The following is a 15,678-nucleotide window of genomic DNA, read 5'->3' as shown; positions in this document are numbered from 1 at the left end:
CCGCCGCCCGTACGGCCGCCGCCCGTACCGGAACCGGGCGACCGCCGGAGCCGCCCCGCCCGTTCAGTCCTCCCAGGACCCCCGCGCGGCCGGCAGCTCCGCGATCTCCGCCAGGTCCCGTTCCGTGAGCGCCAGTTCGGCGGCGGACGCGTTCTCCAGCGCCCAGCGCTCCTTCTTGGTGCCCGGCAGCGCCACCACATGGCGGCCCCGGGTCAGCGTCCAGGCCAGCGCCACCTGGGCCGGGGTGGCCCCGTGCCGGGCCGCCACCCGGCGCAGTCCCGCCACGATCGGCTGGTTGGCGGCCATCATCTCCGCCGTGAACCGCGGGTGCCGGGCCCGTACGTCGTCCGGCTCGAAGCCCTCACCGGGCGTCAGGGTGCCGGTGAGGTAACCGTTCCCCAGCGGCATCGCCGCGAAGAAACCGATGCCCCGCGCCTCGCACCAGGGCACCAGTGAGGGGAGCGCCTCCCGCGACCACACCGAGAGTTCGGCCTCCACGGCGCTCACCGGGAACACCTGCTGCACCCGCTCCAGCTGCCGCAGCGTCGTGTCGTGCATCCCGGGCACCTCCGCGGTCCCCTGGGCCCCGGTCCCGGGCCCGGCGGTCCCCGGGACGGCCGGCGCCCCGTGGACGCCGGTGCCGCCGCGCTTCCGGCGGCGGGCCCGCTGCCCGCGCCACTCCGGCCGGCGCGGGGCCCGCGCCCCCACGGCGCACAGCCCCAGCGCCCGGACCTTCCCGGCGGAGACCAGCTCGGCCATCGCGCCCCAGGTCTCCTCCACCGGAACCTCCGGATCCGCTCGGTGCAGCTGGTAGAGGTCGATCACCTCGGTCTGCAGCCGCCGCAGCGAGGCGTCGCACGCCCGCTTCACGTACGAGGGGCGTCCGTTGGCGACGATGTGCTGCTCGCCCACCAGCAGCCCGCACTTGGTGGACACGAAGGCGTCCGCGCGCCGCTCCTTCAGCACCCGCCCCACCAGCAGCTCATTGGTGAACGGCCCGTACATGTCGGCGGTGTCGAGGAGCGTGCAGCCGCGGTCGAGGGCGGCGTGCACGGCGCGCAGCGAACTCTCCCCGTTCTGCTGGGAGGTGGTGTAACCCCAGCTCATCGGCATGCACCCGAGCCCCACGGACCCCACCGAGAGCGCCCCCGCGCCGATCGTCCTGCGCTCCACCTGGTTCCGCACCCCTCCTGGGCCCCGCCAGGCCCACCCCCGACCGGGAGGGGCCGTGGTCCGTGTGCCGTGGCCAGGGGCCGACCGCCCCCGCAGCACAGTAACCTCTGGCGCCCGGGCGCCGTCGCCTAGGCTCCTGGCCATGACTTCCGACGTCTGGCTGCCCGTACCGCCCGCCGAGATCGACGGACTTCCCGGGGACTTCACCTATCTCCACTGGGAGGGCGAAGCCGCCTTCCCCGGTGACCCGGCCCGCTGCGTCTTCTACGGCGTCCCGTACATGAAGAGCGCGGAGACCTGCGTCCGGCCGCTGAAGGAGATGACCTCCCTCCGGGTCGTCCAGACGCTGACCGCGGGCACCGACCACGTCCTGCCGGCCCTGCCCGGACTGCCGCCCGGCACCCTGCTGTGCAACGCCCGCGGGGTGCACGAGGCGAGTACGGCCGAACTGGCGCTCACGCTCACCCTGGCCTCGCTGCGCGGCATCCCCTCCTTCGTCCGGGCCCAGGACGCGGGGGAGTGGCGGACCGGATTCCGCCCGGCGCTCGCCGACAAGCAGGTGCTGATCGTCGGTTACGGGTCCATCGGCAGCGCCGTCGAGGACCGGCTCACGCCCTTCGAGTGTGCGCGGGTGACACGCGTCGCGCGCTCCGCCCGCACCACCACGCGCGGTCCCGTGCATCCGATGGAGAGACTGCCCGAACTGCTCCCCGAGGCCGATGTGGTGATCCTGGTCACCCCCCTCACCGACGAGACCCGCGGTCTGGCGGACGCGGGATTCCTGGCCCGGATGAAGGACGGTGCGCTGATCGTGAACGTCGGCCGGGGCCCCGTCGTCGACACCGCCGCCCTGCTGGCCGAAACCTCCTCCGGACGGCTGTCCGCCGCCCTGGACGTCACCGACCCCGAACCGCTGCCCGCAGGTCATCCGCTGTGGCACGCCCCCGGAGTGCTCATCACCCCGCACGTCGGCGGGCCGACCTCCGCCTTCCTGCCCCGTGCCGAGCGGCTGCTGCGGGCCCAGCTGGAGAGGTTCGCCGCGGCCGAGCCGCTGGAGAACGTGGTGGCCGAGGCGTGAGGGCCGCGCCGGCCGGCGCGGGCCGGGGGAGGCGCGTACGAACACGATGTGCTTCCGTTCGAGCGCGGAGTGTACTTGACAGCATTCAAGTTGTCACGCTGTGTAGGTAACCTATGTCGCTGCGTGACGGGACTGGTGTATCGTCCCGTCCGGGGACCGTGCCGCGGACCGAACCACGGCACGGCGAAGGACCGTGACTCAAGGGGGGCGACGGCGATGCGCGGCCGATGGAAGAGCGAGACGGCGGGGACCGGATGCCGGCGGCGACCGGTTCCGCAGGCCCCCGTGCGCAGACCGAAACGGCGGACCGCACCGCCGCGGGCGGTCCGGTGAGCGCCCAGGGGGCGGTGGTCCCGCGGCGCGCGGCCACCGGCTTCCGGCGAAGCCTCCTCCCCCAACTCCTGCTGGCCGCCGCCTGCGCGGGCTACACCGCGGGCGCGGCCCTCGGCTGGGGCTCCCGGACCGTCGCCCTGATCATGGGGGACTTCGGGCTCAGCGCCGCGGCCCTCGCCGCCGCCGTGTCCTGCTTCGCCTACGCCCGCGTCCGCCCCTGCCAGCGCCCGGCCTGGCTGCTGTTCGCGCTCTCCTCCTCGATGGCCGCCGCCGGGAACTTCGTCTGGGGCTGGTACGAGGTGGTGCTGCGCAAGCCGGTGCCCGAGCCGTCCGCCGCGGACTTCTGCTTCCTGCTCTTCGCGCCGCCCGCCATCATCGGCCTGCTGGTCCTGGCCAAACGGCCGGTGACCCGCGCCCGCTGGGTCTGCCTGGGCCTGGACGCCTGGCTCATCGGCGGTTCGCTGCTCACCCTCTCCTGGAGCCTCGCGCTGGCGCACACCGCGGACGGGCGGGGCGAGGGCGTGGCGCAGACCGCGCTCTCCCTCGCCTACCCGCTGCTCGACATCGCGCTGGTGAGCATGGTGCTGGTGCTGCACTTCCGGCGGTCCTCCGCGAACCGCAGCGCGATCAACACCGCCATCGCCGCCCTCGCGCTGACCGTGCTGTGCGACGCGCTCTTCACCTCCCCGCTCTTCCGCGAGGAGTACCGCTCCGGGCAGCTGCTGGACGCCGGCTGGTTCGCCGGCTCCCTGCTGCTCGCGTACGCCCCCTGGGTCGGCCGGTGGGACGGGGCCGAGGAGGAGCGCGAGCGCCGGACCCACGCGGCCGTACGGGACGGGTCCGTCCCGTACCCGGGCGGGCTGCCCATCGCCGGTTCGCTGGCCGCCCTGACGCCGTATCTCGCCGCCGCCGTGTGCACCCTGGGCATCCTGCACACCGTGATCGACGGCGGCCGGGTCGACCGGGTCGTGATCTTCACGGCCTGCACGGTGGTCCTGGCCCTCGTGGTGCGGCAGGGCATCATGCTGATGGACAACATCACCCTCACCCAGGAACTGGCTTACCAGGAGAGCCACTTCCGCTCCCTGGTGCAGGGCTCCAGTGATGTCATCATGATCGCCACCCCGAGCGGCACCCTGCGCTACGTCAGCCCGGCCGCCGCCGGCGTCTACGGCATCGAGCCGGAGGAGCTGGTCGGCTCCCGGCTGTCCTCGCTGATCCACCCGGAGGACGCCGACGGCGTCATGCGGGAGGTGGGCCGGCTGCTCTCGGCGCCCCCGGAGAGCGAGCCCACCACCCGGATCGAGTGCCGCTTCCGCGCCGGCGGTCCGCGGGCCGCCGGCGGCCCCTGGCTCAACGTCGAGTCCACCGTCAACCGGCACGAGGACGGTCTGATCTTCAACAGCCGTGATGTGACCGAACGGGTCCGCCTCCAGGCGCAGTTGCGGCACAGCGCCGAGCACGACCCGCTCACCGACCTCCCCAACCGTGCCCTCTTCACCGAACGGGTCCGCCGGGCGCTCGGCGGCCGCCGGAGCACGGACCCCGGCACCGCCGTCCTCTTCATCGACCTCGACGGCTTCAAGGCCGTCAACGACACCATCGGCCACCAGGCCGGCGACGAGCTGCTCATCCACGCCGCCCGCCGGCTCCGGGAGTCCGTGCGCGCCGGCGACACGGCGGCCCGGCTCGGCGGCGACGAGTTCGCCGCCCTGATCCTCGGCGACGGCTGCCGGGACCGCGCCGACTGCGAGTTCCGCATCCACGAGATCGCCGACCGGCTCCGCGTCGCCCTCTCCGAGCCCTACCGGGTCGCGGGTACCGAGGTGCGGGTCGCCGCCAGCATCGGCGTCGCCTTCGCCGATCCCGGCATCACGCCCGGCGCGCTGATGCGCAACGCCGACCTCGCGATGTACCGGGCCAAGGCCGCGGGCAAGGACCGGGTCGAGCTGTACGCCCCGGAGATGCAGGCCGAGGTGGTCCGCCGGGCCGAACTCGCCGGCCGGCTGCGCGCCGCGCTCGACGACGGCGAGTTCGCCCTCCTCCACCAGCCCGTGGTGGAGCTGGGCGGCGGCCGGCTCACCGCCCTCGCCGCCCAGGCCCGCTGGCGCTCCGCCCAGGGCATCCTCTTCACCCCCGCGGAGTTCCTGCGGGTCTCGGAGGCGGGCGCCGGCAAGGGTGGCGACCGCGGTGCCGAACTGGGGCGCTGGATGCTGGAGCACGCGGTGGAGCAGGCCGCCGCACGGCACCGCGCCGGGTACGCCGTCCCGGTCTGCGTCCGGCTGTCCGCCCGCCGGCTCATGGACCGCACCATGCCCCTCGGCACCGTCGAGGCCCTGCTCAACCGGCACGGCCTGCCCTCGGGCGGGCTGGTCCTGGAGCTCTCCGGCAGCGACCCCAAGATCCCGCTGGACGAGCTGGAGCGCCGCCTCACGGGACTCCGCCGGCTCGGCGTGCGCGTCGCCCTCGACGCCTTCGGCGGCGGCTACGCGGCCATCGACGCCCTCCGCAGGCTGCCGGTGGACATCCTCCGGCTCGACCGCGGGCTGGTCGAGAGCGTGGTGGAGTCCGCCCGTGTCCACAAGATCACCACCGGGCTGCTGCGGATCGCCGCGGACCTCGGGGTGGAGACCGTGGCGGACGGGGTGGACCGGCCCGACCAGGTGGTGGCGCTCCGCTCCATGGGCTGCACCCACGGCCAGGGCATGGCCTTCTCCGGCCCGCTCGACGAGTACCGGCTGCGCCGGGCCCTCAGCCGCGGCGGCTATCCCGTGCCGCACGCGGGCGGGGTGCGGGAGGCCGTCCTGGCCGGCAGCGCACCGCCGCTGCTGGTCCCCGACGCCCGCGAGACGCTGCCCCGGCACGCCCTGGGCGGTGAGACCTGGGAGGCGGCCCGGGACACGGTGTCCGGTGCGGTGCTGCCCGGACCGGCACTGCCCGGTCCGGCACTGCGCTCGAATAGTGAGACGTCGGTCCCACCCACTTGACACCCCTACCGGGCCGGGGAGAAAGTCGGAGCCATGCGCACCCGAATTTTCGTACTTGGACAGCGCGTCGGCTGAAGCAGGCCCTTACACGCCCTGCTGAACACACCGGCGCGCTCCCCTCGCTTGCCTCACGGCACGGGGGGTTTTTTGTTGCACCGGTGACCACAAACCCACACAGAACCATCTCTGAAAGAGAATGCCGATGACCGAGCAGGCATCCGGGGCCCCGCACCCGCAGCCGCGGGCCCGTAGCGGCGGACACACGTCCGCCACCGTCGAGAAGGACGTCACGGGCGCGCAGTCCCTCATCCGCTCTCTCGAGGAAGTCGGCGCCGACACCGTCTTCGGCATTCCGGGCGGTGCGATCCTCCCCGCCTACGACCCGCTGATGGATTCGTCCAAGGTCCGTCATGTGCTGGTCCGCCACGAGCAGGGCGCCGGTCACGCGGCCACCGGCTATGCGCAGGCCACCGGCAAGGTGGGCGTCTGCATGGCGACCTCCGGTCCGGGGGCCACGAACCTGGTCACGCCGATCGCCGACGCCCACATGGACTCCGTCCCGATGGTCGCGATCACCGGCCAGGTCGCCTCCCGGGCGATCGGTACGGACGCCTTCCAGGAGGCGGACATCTGCGGCATCACCATGCCGATCACCAAGCACAACTTCCTGGTCACCGACGCCGCCGAGATCCCCCGCACGATCGCCGAGGCGTTCCACATCGCGGCCAGCGGCCGGCCCGGCCCGGTCCTGGTCGACATCGCCAAGGACGCGCTGCAGGCGAAGACCACCTTCACCTGGCCCCCGGCGGTCGACCTGCCCGGCTACCGACCCGTCACGAAGCCGCACGCCAAGCAGATCCGGGAGGCGGCCAAGCTCATCACCCAGGCCCGGCGCCCGGTGCTGTACGTCGGCGGCGGCGTGATGAAGGCGCGGGCCACGGCCGAGCTGCGGGTGCTCGCCGAGCTCACCGGCGCCCCGGTCACCACCACCCTGATGGCGCTCGGCTCGTTCCCCGACAGCCACCCGCTCCACGTCGGCATGCCGGGCATGCACGGCTCGGTCACCGCCGTCACCGCGCTGCAGAAGGCCGACCTGATCGTCGCCCTCGGCGCCCGCTTCGACGACCGCGTCACCGGCAAGCTGGACTCCTTCGCCCCCTTCGCCAAGGTCGTGCACGCGGACATCGACCCGGCCGAGATCGGCAAGAACCGGACGGCCGACGTCCCGATCGTCGGCGACGCCCGCGAGGTCATCGCCGACCTGGTCGTCGCGGTCCAGGCCGAGCACGACGAGGGCCGCAAGGGCGACTACCGCGACTGGTGGGACAGCCTCAACCGCTGGCGCGAGACCTACCCGCTCGGCTACGACCTGCCGGAGGACGGCACCCTCTCCCCGCAGCAGGTCATCCAGCGCATCGGCGAACTCGCCCCCGACAACACGGTCTACGCGGCGGGCGTCGGCCAGCACCAGATGTGGGCCTCCCACTTCATCAAGTACGAGAAGCCGGCCACCTGGCTCAACTCCGGCGGTGCCGGGACCATGGGCTACGCCGTCCCCGCCGCCATGGGCGCCAAGGCGGGCCGGCCCGAGGCCACCGTGTGGGCGATCGACGGCGACGGCTGCTTCCAGATGACCAATCAGGAACTGGCCACCTGCGCGCTGAACAACATCCCGATCAAGGTCGCGATCATCAACAACGGGGCCCTGGGCATGGTCCGCCAGTGGCAGACCCTCTTCTACAACCAGCGCTACTCCAACACCGTGCTGCACTCCGGCCCCGTTGCGGCCGGCGAGACCCCGGCCGCCTCCCAGGGCACCCGGGTCCCCGACTTCGTGAAGCTCTCCGAGGCCATGGGCTGCGTCGGACTGCGCTGCGAGGACCCGGAGCAGCTGGACGCGGTCATCGAGAAGGCCAACTCCATCAACGACCGCCCCGTGGTCGTGGACTTCATCGTCCACGAGGACGCGATGGTCTGGCCCATGGTCGCGGCCGGCACCTCGAACGACGAGGTCATGGCGGCGCGCGGCGTCCGCCCCGACTTCGGCGACAACGAAGACGACTGAGCCCCGGACGCGAGACGCGAGAGAAGAAGAGAGACCCAGTCCCATGACCAAGCACACGCTCTCCGTCCTGGTGGAGAACACCCCCGGCATCCTGGCCCGGATCGCCGCGCTGTTCTCCCGCCGCGGGTTCAACATCGACTCGCTGGCCGTCGGCGTCACCGAGCACCCCGACATCTCCCGCATCACCATCGTGGTGAACGTCGAGTCGCTGCCGCTGGAGCAGGTCACCAAGCAGCTCAACAAGCTCGTCAACGTGCTGAAGATCGTTGAACTGGAGCCCGGTTCCGCCGTTCAGCGGGAACTCGTTCTGGTGAAGGTCCGCGCCGACAACGAGACTCGCTCCCAGATCATCGAGATCGTCCAGCTCTTCCGCGCCAAGACCGTCGACGTCTCCCCGGAAGCCGTCACCATCGAGGCCACCGGCGGCAGCGACAAGCTGGAGGCCATGCTCAAGATGCTGGAGCCCTACGGCATCAAGGAACTGGTCCAGTCCGGCACCATCGCCATCGGCCGCGGCGCCCGCTCCATCACCGACCGGTCGCTGCGCGCGCTCGACCGATCCGCATAGCGAGACCCCCCGACCATCCGCCGCCCACCGGCATACGGTGGGGCGCACACTGCGGTTTCCCCGTGAGGGAACGCGAGACGATCAAGGAGATACCCGAAGTGGCCGAGCTGTTCTACGACGACGACGCCGACCTCTCCATCATCCAGGGACGCAAGGTCGCGGTCCTGGGGTACGGCAGCCAGGGCCACGCCCACGCGCTGTCGCTGCGCGACTCGGGCGTCGACGTCCGCGTCGGCCTGCCCGAGGGCTCCAAGTCCCGCGCCAAGGCCGAGGAGCAGGGGCTGCGCGTGGTGACCCCCGCGGAGGCCGCCGCCGAGGCCGACGTCATCATGATCCTGGTCCCGGACCCGATCCAGTCCAAGGTCTACGAGGAGTCCGTCAAGGAGAACCTCAAGGACGGCGACGCCCTGTTCTTCGGGCACGGCTTCAACATCCGCTTCGGCTTCATCAAGCCCCCGGCCGGAGTCGACGTCTGCATGGTCGCCCCGAAGGGTCCGGGCCACCTCGTCCGCCGCCAGTACGAGGAGGGCCGCGGCGTGCCGTGCATCGCGGCCGTCGAGCAGGACGCCACCGGCAACGCCTTCGCGCTCGCCCTGTCCTACGCCAAGGGCATCGGCGGCACCCGCGCCGGCGTCATCAAGACCACCTTCACCGAGGAGACCGAGACCGACCTCTTCGGCGAGCAGGCGGTCCTCTGCGGCGGTGCCTCCGCGCTCGTCAAGGCGGGCTTCGAGACCCTGGTCGAGGCCGGCTACCAGCCGGAGATCGCCTACTTCGAGTGCCTGCACGAGCTGAAGCTCATCGTGGACCTCATGTACGAGGGCGGCCTGGAGAAGATGCGCTGGTCGGTCTCCGAGACCGCCGAGTGGGGCGACTACGTCACCGGCCCGCGCATCATCAACGACAACACCAAGGCCGAGATGAAGAAGGTCCTGGCCGAGATCCAGGACGGCACCTTCGCCAAGACCTGGATGGACGAGTACCACTCCGGTCTCCCGAAGTACAACGAGTACAAGAAGGCCGACGCCGGCCACAAGCTGGAGACCACCGGCAAGGAGCTCCGCAAGCTGATGAGCTGGGTCGACGACAAGGCGTGACGCCGCCCTGGCGCGGTGCGCCGGCGGGTGCGGGCCCGAGCCGCGGCCCCGCCCGCCGGAGGCACCGGTTCCGGGCGGGGCCCGGGGCCGCGGCTCCCCTCCGGAACCCGTCCGGCCCCCCGGGGGACCGGTCCTCCGGACGGGAGCCGTCAAACGCGCCACAAGACCGTTCCGGAGAAGGCAGACTCCTTCCCGGGATCTTTCGTGGAGGCGCGGGGCGCGTCCCCGTACGCGGATACACTGCAGGAACAAGCGCGTCAGGCTCACAGCGTCGTGCGTCTTCCACGCGGCTGCCCTTCACCGCCTTCGGCCGTCGGGACGGCCGTCCGTCAAGGACTAGTGAGGACTGAGGACCACGTGAGCCCGAAACCTGTCGTACTGATCGCTGAGGAGCTGTCGCCGGCCACGGTCGACGCACTCGGACCCGATTTCGAGATCCGGCACTGCAACGGCGCCGACCGCGGCGAGCTGCTCTCCGCCATCGCCGATGTGGACGCCATCCTCGTCCGCAGCGCCACCAAGGTGGACGCCGAGGCCATCGCCGCCGCGCGGAAGCTGAAGGTCGTCGCCCGCGCCGGGGTGGGCCTGGACAACGTCGACGTCTCGGCCGCCACCAAGGCCGGCGTCATGGTCGTCAACGCCCCCACGTCCAACATCGTCACCGCCGCCGAGCTCGCCTGCGGTCTGATCGTCGCCACCGCGCGCAACATCCCGCAGGCCAACACCGCCCTCAAGAACGGCGAGTGGAAGCGGAGCAAGTACACCGGCGTCGAGCTCTCCGAGAAGACCCTCGGCGTGGTCGGCCTCGGCCGGATCGGCGTGCTGGTCGCCCAGCGGATGTCGGCCTTCGGGATGAAGATCGTCGCGTACGACCCCTACGTCCAGCCGGCCCGCGCCGCGCAGATGGGCGTCAAGCTGCTCACGCTGGACGAGCTGCTGGAGGTCTCGGACTTCATCACCGTCCACCTGCCGAAGACCCCCGAGACCCTCGGGCTCATCGGCGACGAGGCGCTGCACAAGGTCAAGCCCGAGGTCCGGATCGTCAACGCCGCCCGCGGCGGCATCGTCGACGAGACCGCGCTGGCCAGCGCCCTCAAGGAGGGCCGGGTCGCGGCCGCCGGCCTGGACGTCTTTGCCAAGGAGCCCTGCACGGACTCCCCGCTCTTCGAGTTCGACAACGTCGTGGCCACCCCGCACCTGGGCGCCTCCACCGGCGAGGCCCAGGAGAAGGCGGGCATCTCGGTGGCCCGTTCGGTGCGGCTGGCCCTCGCGGGCGAGTTGGTCCCGGACGCGGTCAACGTCCAGGGCGGTGTGATCGCCGAGGACGTCCGCCCGGGTCTGCCGCTGGCCGAGCGGCTGGGCCGGATCTTCACCGCCCTGGCGGGCGAGGTGGCCGTCCGGCTCGACGTCGAGGTGTACGGCGAGATCACTCAGCACGATGTGAAGGTGCTGGAACTCTCCGCCGTCAAGGGCGTCTTCGAGGACGTCGTCGACGAGACGGTCTCCTACGTCAACGCACCGCTGTTCGCGCAGGAGCGCGGTGTCGAGGTCCGGCTCACCACCGGCTCGGAGTCCCCGGACCACCGCAATGTGGTGACGGTGCGCGGCACCCTCACCGACGGCGAGGAGATCTCGGTCTCCGGCACCCTGGCGGGCCCCAAGCACGTCCAGAAGATCGTCGCGGTCGGGGAGCACGACGTCGAGGTGGCGCTCGCCGACCACATGGTGTTCCTGCGGTACGCCGACCGCCCCGGTGTCGTCGGCACCCTCGGCCGCATCCTGGGCGAGGCCGGTCTGAACATCGCCGGTATGCAGGTCTCGCGGGCCGTCCAGGGCGGTGAGGCGCTCGCCGTCCTCACCGTGGACGACGACATCCCGCAGTCCGTGCTGACCGAGATCGCCGAGGAGATCGGCGCCACCTCGGCCCGCGCGGTCAACCTCGCGGACTGACCCGGCCGGTTCCGCCCCGGGGCTGTGACAGGGCCCGGCTCCCCGATGACAGGGCAGCCGGGCCCTGCGCCGTATCCCGGGCCGGTGCCCGGGGACGGAGAGGGGGACGCCTCCGGAGCCGGCCCGTCACGGGTGCTCACAGCCGGGCGCGTTTGAGGGCCATGTGGAGCAGCAGCCGGTCCTCGCCCTCGCCGAGGTCGAGGCCGGTGAGCCCGGCCACCCGCGACAGCCGGTAGTAGAGCGTCTGCCGGTGGATCGCCAGGGCCGCCGCCGCACGGCCCGCCTGCCCGGCGCAGTCGAGGAACACCTCGGCGGTCCGGGCGAGTTCGGCGTGTTCGGGACGGAGCAGCCCGGCGACGGCCGGATCGGGCCCGGCGGCCGGGGGCAGCTCCGTCAGCATCCGGTACGGGCCGATGTCCTCCCAGCGCGCGACCGGGCCCAGCCGGGGTTCCGCCCGGGCCGCGCGGGTCGCGGCCAGCGCCTCCCGCCAGGCACGGGGCAGTTCCGCCAGGCCGTGCCGCGGCGCGCCGGTCCCCGCGGCCGCGCCGGCCGCCCGGGGCGAGCGGAGCAGCCGGTCCGCCGCCGCGCGGGCCGGGTCCGCCGGGTCCGCGGGGCGCGGCCGGACGAGCACGGCCAGCCCCTGGTCCGGTACGGCGCAGACGGCCAGCGCGCCCGGCAGCGCGGACAGCCCCGGCACCGGGCCGCCGTCCTCCCCGTCCGGCACGTCCAGCGCCCAGGGCGCGACCGCGGCCAGCGCCAGCGGACCGTCCGCCGCGCCGCCCAGCCGGGCCCGCAGCTCCGTCCGCGCCGCCTCCCGGGTGACGGCCGGTCCGGTGAGCAGGTCCCGCAGCAGCTCGCCGAGTTCCGCCCCGGCCCGGGCCTCGGCGGCGAGCAGGTCCCCGATCCGGGCGGCGGTCTCCATCGCCCGGTCGATCCGGGGGTCCGGCGGGCCGCCGCCGGCGCCGGTCTCCAGATCCGCCAGATGGCCGTCGTCCAGCAGCCAGACGTAGCCGTACACCACGCCCCGGTGGCGTACCGGGAGGCAGATCCGGCCGATCAGCACCCCGGCCGAGGGGTCCGGGGGGATCCGGACCGGACCCGTCGCCCGGCCGATGCCGAACGCCTCGAACCAGGCCCGTACGGCGGGGGTGGACCGGCGGTGCAGGATCGAGCGGGTGCGCACCGGGTCCAGCGCCGGGCCACCCGTTCCGGGGCCCGCTCCGCCGCCTTCCCCGCCCGTTCCGCCGTCCGTGCCCTCGTCCGTGCCGTCGTCGTGGGCGCCGAAGGCGATCAGGCGGAAGTCCCGGTCCTCCAGGGTCGCGGGGGCCGCCAGCACCGCCGAGATCTCGTCCACGAGCTGCTGGTAGTCGCCGCGCATGCCACCGTCCTTCCCGGTTCCGGCTTTCATTCTCATACATCTGTCTGAGATCGCGGCCACGGCGGCGTGACAGCTGTCGATGGCGGGCAGCCGGAGGATTCCTTACGTTTCACGGAGGTTCTCCCCGCCCGCCGGAACCCCGCCGGCGGCCGTCCCGCCCCTGGAGGTGCCCCGTGCTGGGACCCGTGCTCCTCGCCGCCGCGCGCAGTGCCGGCGTCCGCCGTCTCGTCTCCTCCACACCCGTCACCCGCCCCGTCGTCGACCGCTACATCGCGGGGGAGCGGCTGGACGACGCGGTGACGGCCGTCCGGGCCCTTACCGGGCGCGGCCTGGAGGTGACCCTCGACCATCTGGGCGAGGACATCACCGACCCGGCAGAGGCACTCCGCAACCGGGACGCCTATCTGGCGCTCTGCGAGGCCCTGGCCGCCCTGGGCCTGGGGGAGCGGGCCGAGATGTCCGTGAAGCTGTCCGCCTTCGGCCAGGCGCTGCCCGGTGGCCACGACCTGGCCCTGGCGAACATCACCCCGGTGGCCGAGGCGGCGGCCGCGGCCGGGACGACCGTCACCCTCGACATGGAGGACCACACCACCACGGACTCCACCCTGGCGATCCTCCGCGAGCTGCGCCACCGCTTCCCGCGGACCGGCGCCGTGCTGCAGTCGTACCTCTTCCGTACCGAGGACGACTGCCGCGCGCTGGCCGGCGAGGGCTCCCGGGTGCGACTGGTGAAGGGCGCCTACAAGGAGCCGGCGAGCGTGGCACACCAGCGGCGGCGCGAGGTGGACCGGGCGTTCGTCCGCTGTCTGGGCATCCTCATGACCGGGCAGGGATATCCCATGATCGGCTCGCACGACCCGCGCATGGTCGCCATCGGCCAGGAGATGGCCCGCCGGGCAGGCCGCAAGCCCGGTGAGTACGAGTTCCAGATGCTGTACGGCATCCGGGAGGCGGAGCAGGCGCGGCTGGCGGCCGAGGGACACCGGATGCGCGTCTACGTCCCGTACGGCACCGACTGGTACGGCTATTTCATGCGCCGGCTGGCCGAACGCCCGGCGAACGTGGCCTTCTTCCTGCGCTCCCTGGCCACCCGCGGCTGACAGCCCGCCGGCTCCGGCGAGCGGACCCCCGCAACCTCCGTATCCCGTATCCCGCACTCCCCGCACATCCCAGCAACGAAGGAGACAACGGCCATCATGGACGCTGTGACCCAGGTCCCCGCGCCGGTCAACGAGCCGGTGCACACCTACGCACCCGGCAGCCCCGAGCGCGCGCGGCTGGAGGCGAAACTCAAAGAACTGGCGGACAACCCGGTCGAGCTGCCCATGACCATCGGCGGTGTCCGGCGGATGGGCGGCGGCGCACGCTTCGACGTGGTCCAGCCGCACGACCACGCGGCGCGGCTCGGCACCGCCGCCCAGGCCACCGTCCAGGACGCGCGCGACGCGGTGGACGCGGCCCTCGCCGCCGCGCCCGCCTGGCGCGCCCTCTCCTTCGACGACCGGGCCGCCGTCTTCCTCCGGGCCGCCGAGCTGCTGGCCGGCCCGTGGCGCGAGACCATCGCCGCCTCGACGATGCTGGGCCAGTCCAAGACCGTCCAGCAGGCGGAGATCGACGCCCCCTGCGAGCTGATCGACTTCTGGCGTTTCAACGTGCACTACGCCCGCCGGATCCTGGCCGAACAGCCGGTGGCCAACTCGCCCGGGGTGTGGAACCGGACCGACCACCGGCCGCTGGAGGGCTTCGTCTACGCGATCACGCCCTTCAACTTCACCGCCATCGCGGGCAACCTCCCCACCGCCCCCGCGATCATGGGCAATGTGGTGGTGTGGAAGCCGTCCCCGACGCAGACCCACGCCGCCGTGCTGCTGATGCGGCTGCTGGAGGAGGCCGGACTGCCGCCGGGCGTCATCAACCTCGTCACCGGTGACGGCCTGGCCGTCTCCGAGGTGGCCCTGGCCCACCCCGAGCTGGCGGGCATCCACTTCACCGGCTCCACCAAGACCTTCCAGTACCTGTGGAAGACGGTCGGCGAGAACATCGGGATGTACAAGACCTACCCGCGGCTGGTCGGCGAGACCGGCGGCAAGGACTTCATCGTCGCCCACCCCTCCGCCGACCCGGCGGTGCTCAGGACCGCGATGATCCGCGGCGCCTTCGAATACCAGGGCCAGAAGTGCTCGGCCGCCTCCCGCGCCTATGTGCCGCGCTCCCTCTGGGAGAACGGGCTGCGCGAGGAGCTCACGGCCGAGGTCGACGCCCTGCCCATGGGGCACCCCGCGGACCTGTCGAACTTCCTCTCCGCCGTCATCGACGAGCGCGCCTTCGCCAAGAACAAGGCGGCCATCGAGCGGGCGAAGGCGGACCCGGCCATAGAGGTCGTGGCCGGCGGCACGTACGACGACAGCGTGGGGTACTTCGTCCGCCCGACCGTCCTGGTCTCCACCGACCCCTCGCACGAGATCTTCCGTGAGGAGTACTTCGGCCCGATCCTCGGCGTCTTCGTCTACGAGGACGGGGAGTACGAGGCGATGCTGGAGCAGATGGAGTCGGCCGCCCCGTACGGCCTGACCGGCGCCGTCATCGCACAGGACCGGGCGGCGGCGGCCGACGCCTGCGAGAAGCTGCGGTTCGCGGCGGGCAACTTCTACATCAACGACAAGCCGACCGGCGCCGTCGTCGGCCAGCAGCCCTTCGGCGGTGGGCGGGCGTCCGGAACCAACGACAAGGCCGGCTCGCAGCAGAACCTGATGCGCTGGACCTCGACCCGCTCCATCAAGGAGACCCTGGTGCCGTCGGTGGACCACCGGTACCCGCACATGGGCTGAGCGCCGGACAGCGGGCCGGGAGGCCCCCGCACATCCTCCACCCGGGATGTGCGGGGCCTCCGCCGTTGGGCGTGGTGCGGTCCGGGCCGGGGCCACCGGTGGACAGTTCCGCCGGGCTCGAACTCCGGTACGGCGGAACGGAGTTGCCCGGCTCGACCGGCCCGGCCGGCCCGCTCGCCACGCTCCGTCCGGCCCCGCGCCGGCGGTGGCCGTCAACCCGT

The 15,678-nt window shown here is 72.7% G+C and carries 10 protein-coding genes; 8 read left to right on the top strand and 2 right to left on the bottom strand.

Annotation, left to right across the window (positions count from 1 at the left end; translation table 11 throughout):
- Positions 1-63: 63 nt before the first annotated feature.
- Entirely contained in the window at positions 64-1,173 is a 1,110-nt protein-coding gene (locus tag E4N63_RS09235; protein ID WP_230242413.1) for an aldo/keto reductase, read from the bottom strand.
- 142 nt (positions 1,174-1,315) lie between these two features.
- Here E4N63_RS09235 and E4N63_RS09230 point away from each other — a divergent pair, with 142 nt between their 5' ends.
- The 6 genes from E4N63_RS09230 to serA all read left to right on the top strand — a co-directional run bounded on the left by E4N63_RS09230 (position 1,316) and on the right by serA (position 11,251).
- The gene (locus tag E4N63_RS09230) at positions 1,316-2,251 is read left to right on the top strand and encodes a 2-hydroxyacid dehydrogenase (protein WP_230240388.1); all 936 of its coding nucleotides are present in this window, start codon (positions 1,316-1,318) and stop codon (positions 2,249-2,251) included.
- Positions 2,252-2,580: 329 nt separating this feature from the next.
- A complete protein-coding gene (locus tag E4N63_RS09225) occupies positions 2,581-5,571 on the top strand; it encodes an EAL domain-containing protein (protein ID WP_374112864.1) in 2,991 nt (996 codons plus the stop codon).
- A 196-nt stretch (positions 5,572-5,767) separates the two neighbouring features.
- Complete coding sequence (locus E4N63_RS09220) at positions 5,768-7,636, top strand: acetolactate synthase large subunit (protein ID WP_125625201.1); 1,869 nt, start codon at positions 5,768-5,770, stop codon at positions 7,634-7,636.
- A gap of 43 nt (positions 7,637-7,679) precedes the next feature.
- Entirely contained in the window at positions 7,680-8,204 is a 525-nt protein-coding gene (gene ilvN / locus E4N63_RS09215; RefSeq protein ID WP_019709893.1) for an acetolactate synthase small subunit, read from the top strand.
- 98 nt (positions 8,205-8,302) lie between these two features.
- Positions 8,303-9,301 (top strand): ketol-acid reductoisomerase, encoded by a 999-nt coding sequence (ilvC, locus tag E4N63_RS09210; protein ID WP_019709892.1) that lies wholly within the window; start codon positions 8,303-8,305, stop codon positions 9,299-9,301.
- A gap of 357 nt (positions 9,302-9,658) precedes the next feature.
- Complete coding sequence (gene serA / locus E4N63_RS09205) at positions 9,659-11,251, top strand: phosphoglycerate dehydrogenase (RefSeq protein WP_125625199.1); 1,593 nt, start codon at positions 9,659-9,661, stop codon at positions 11,249-11,251.
- Positions 11,252-11,387: 136 nt separating this feature from the next.
- Here the strand turns inward: serA and E4N63_RS09200 are convergent, their stop codons facing one another.
- Positions 11,388-12,629, bottom strand: coding sequence for a CdaR family transcriptional regulator (locus tag E4N63_RS09200; RefSeq protein WP_125625197.1), 1,242 nt, complete (start codon positions 12,627-12,629; stop codon positions 11,388-11,390).
- Between the two features lie 173 nt (positions 12,630-12,802).
- Here E4N63_RS09200 and E4N63_RS09195 point away from each other — a divergent pair, with 173 nt between their 5' ends.
- Positions 12,803-13,729, top strand: a complete 927-nt coding sequence (locus tag E4N63_RS09195) for a proline dehydrogenase family protein (protein ID WP_125625633.1) — start codon at positions 12,803-12,805, stop codon at positions 13,727-13,729.
- A gap of 96 nt (positions 13,730-13,825) precedes the next feature.
- Positions 13,826-15,457, top strand: a complete 1,632-nt coding sequence (pruA, locus tag E4N63_RS09190; protein ID WP_230240387.1) for an L-glutamate gamma-semialdehyde dehydrogenase — start codon at positions 13,826-13,828, stop codon at positions 15,455-15,457.
- The last annotated feature ends 221 nt before the right edge of the window (positions 15,458-15,678 follow it).

Origin of the sequence: Streptomyces sp. MNU89 (assembly GCF_020982505.1) — a bacterium.
Classification (GTDB): domain Bacteria; phylum Actinomycetota; class Actinomycetes; order Streptomycetales; family Streptomycetaceae; genus Streptomyces; species Streptomyces xinghaiensis.
The sequence above is the reverse complement of the archived record's forward strand: the minus strand, read 5'-3'. Positions and strand labels throughout refer to the sequence as shown.

Bases quoted from the DNA above. Each gene is read 5' to 3' on its own strand.
- E4N63_RS09230 (WP_230240388.1), top strand. From the start codon at position 1,316: ATGACTTCCGACGTCTGGCTGCCCGTACCGCCCGCCGAGATCGACGGA.
- E4N63_RS09220 (WP_125625201.1), top strand. From the start codon at position 5,768: ATGCCGATGACCGAGCAGGCATCCGGGGCCCCGCACCCGCAGCCGCGG.
- ilvN (WP_019709893.1), top strand. From the start codon at position 7,680: ATGACCAAGCACACGCTCTCCGTCCTGGTGGAGAACACCCCCGGCATC.
- E4N63_RS09200 (WP_125625197.1), bottom strand. From the start codon at position 12,629: ATGCGCGGCGACTACCAGCAGCTCGTGGACGAGATCTCGGCGGTGCTG.
- pruA (WP_230240387.1), top strand. From the start codon at position 13,826: ATGGACGCTGTGACCCAGGTCCCCGCGCCGGTCAACGAGCCGGTGCAC.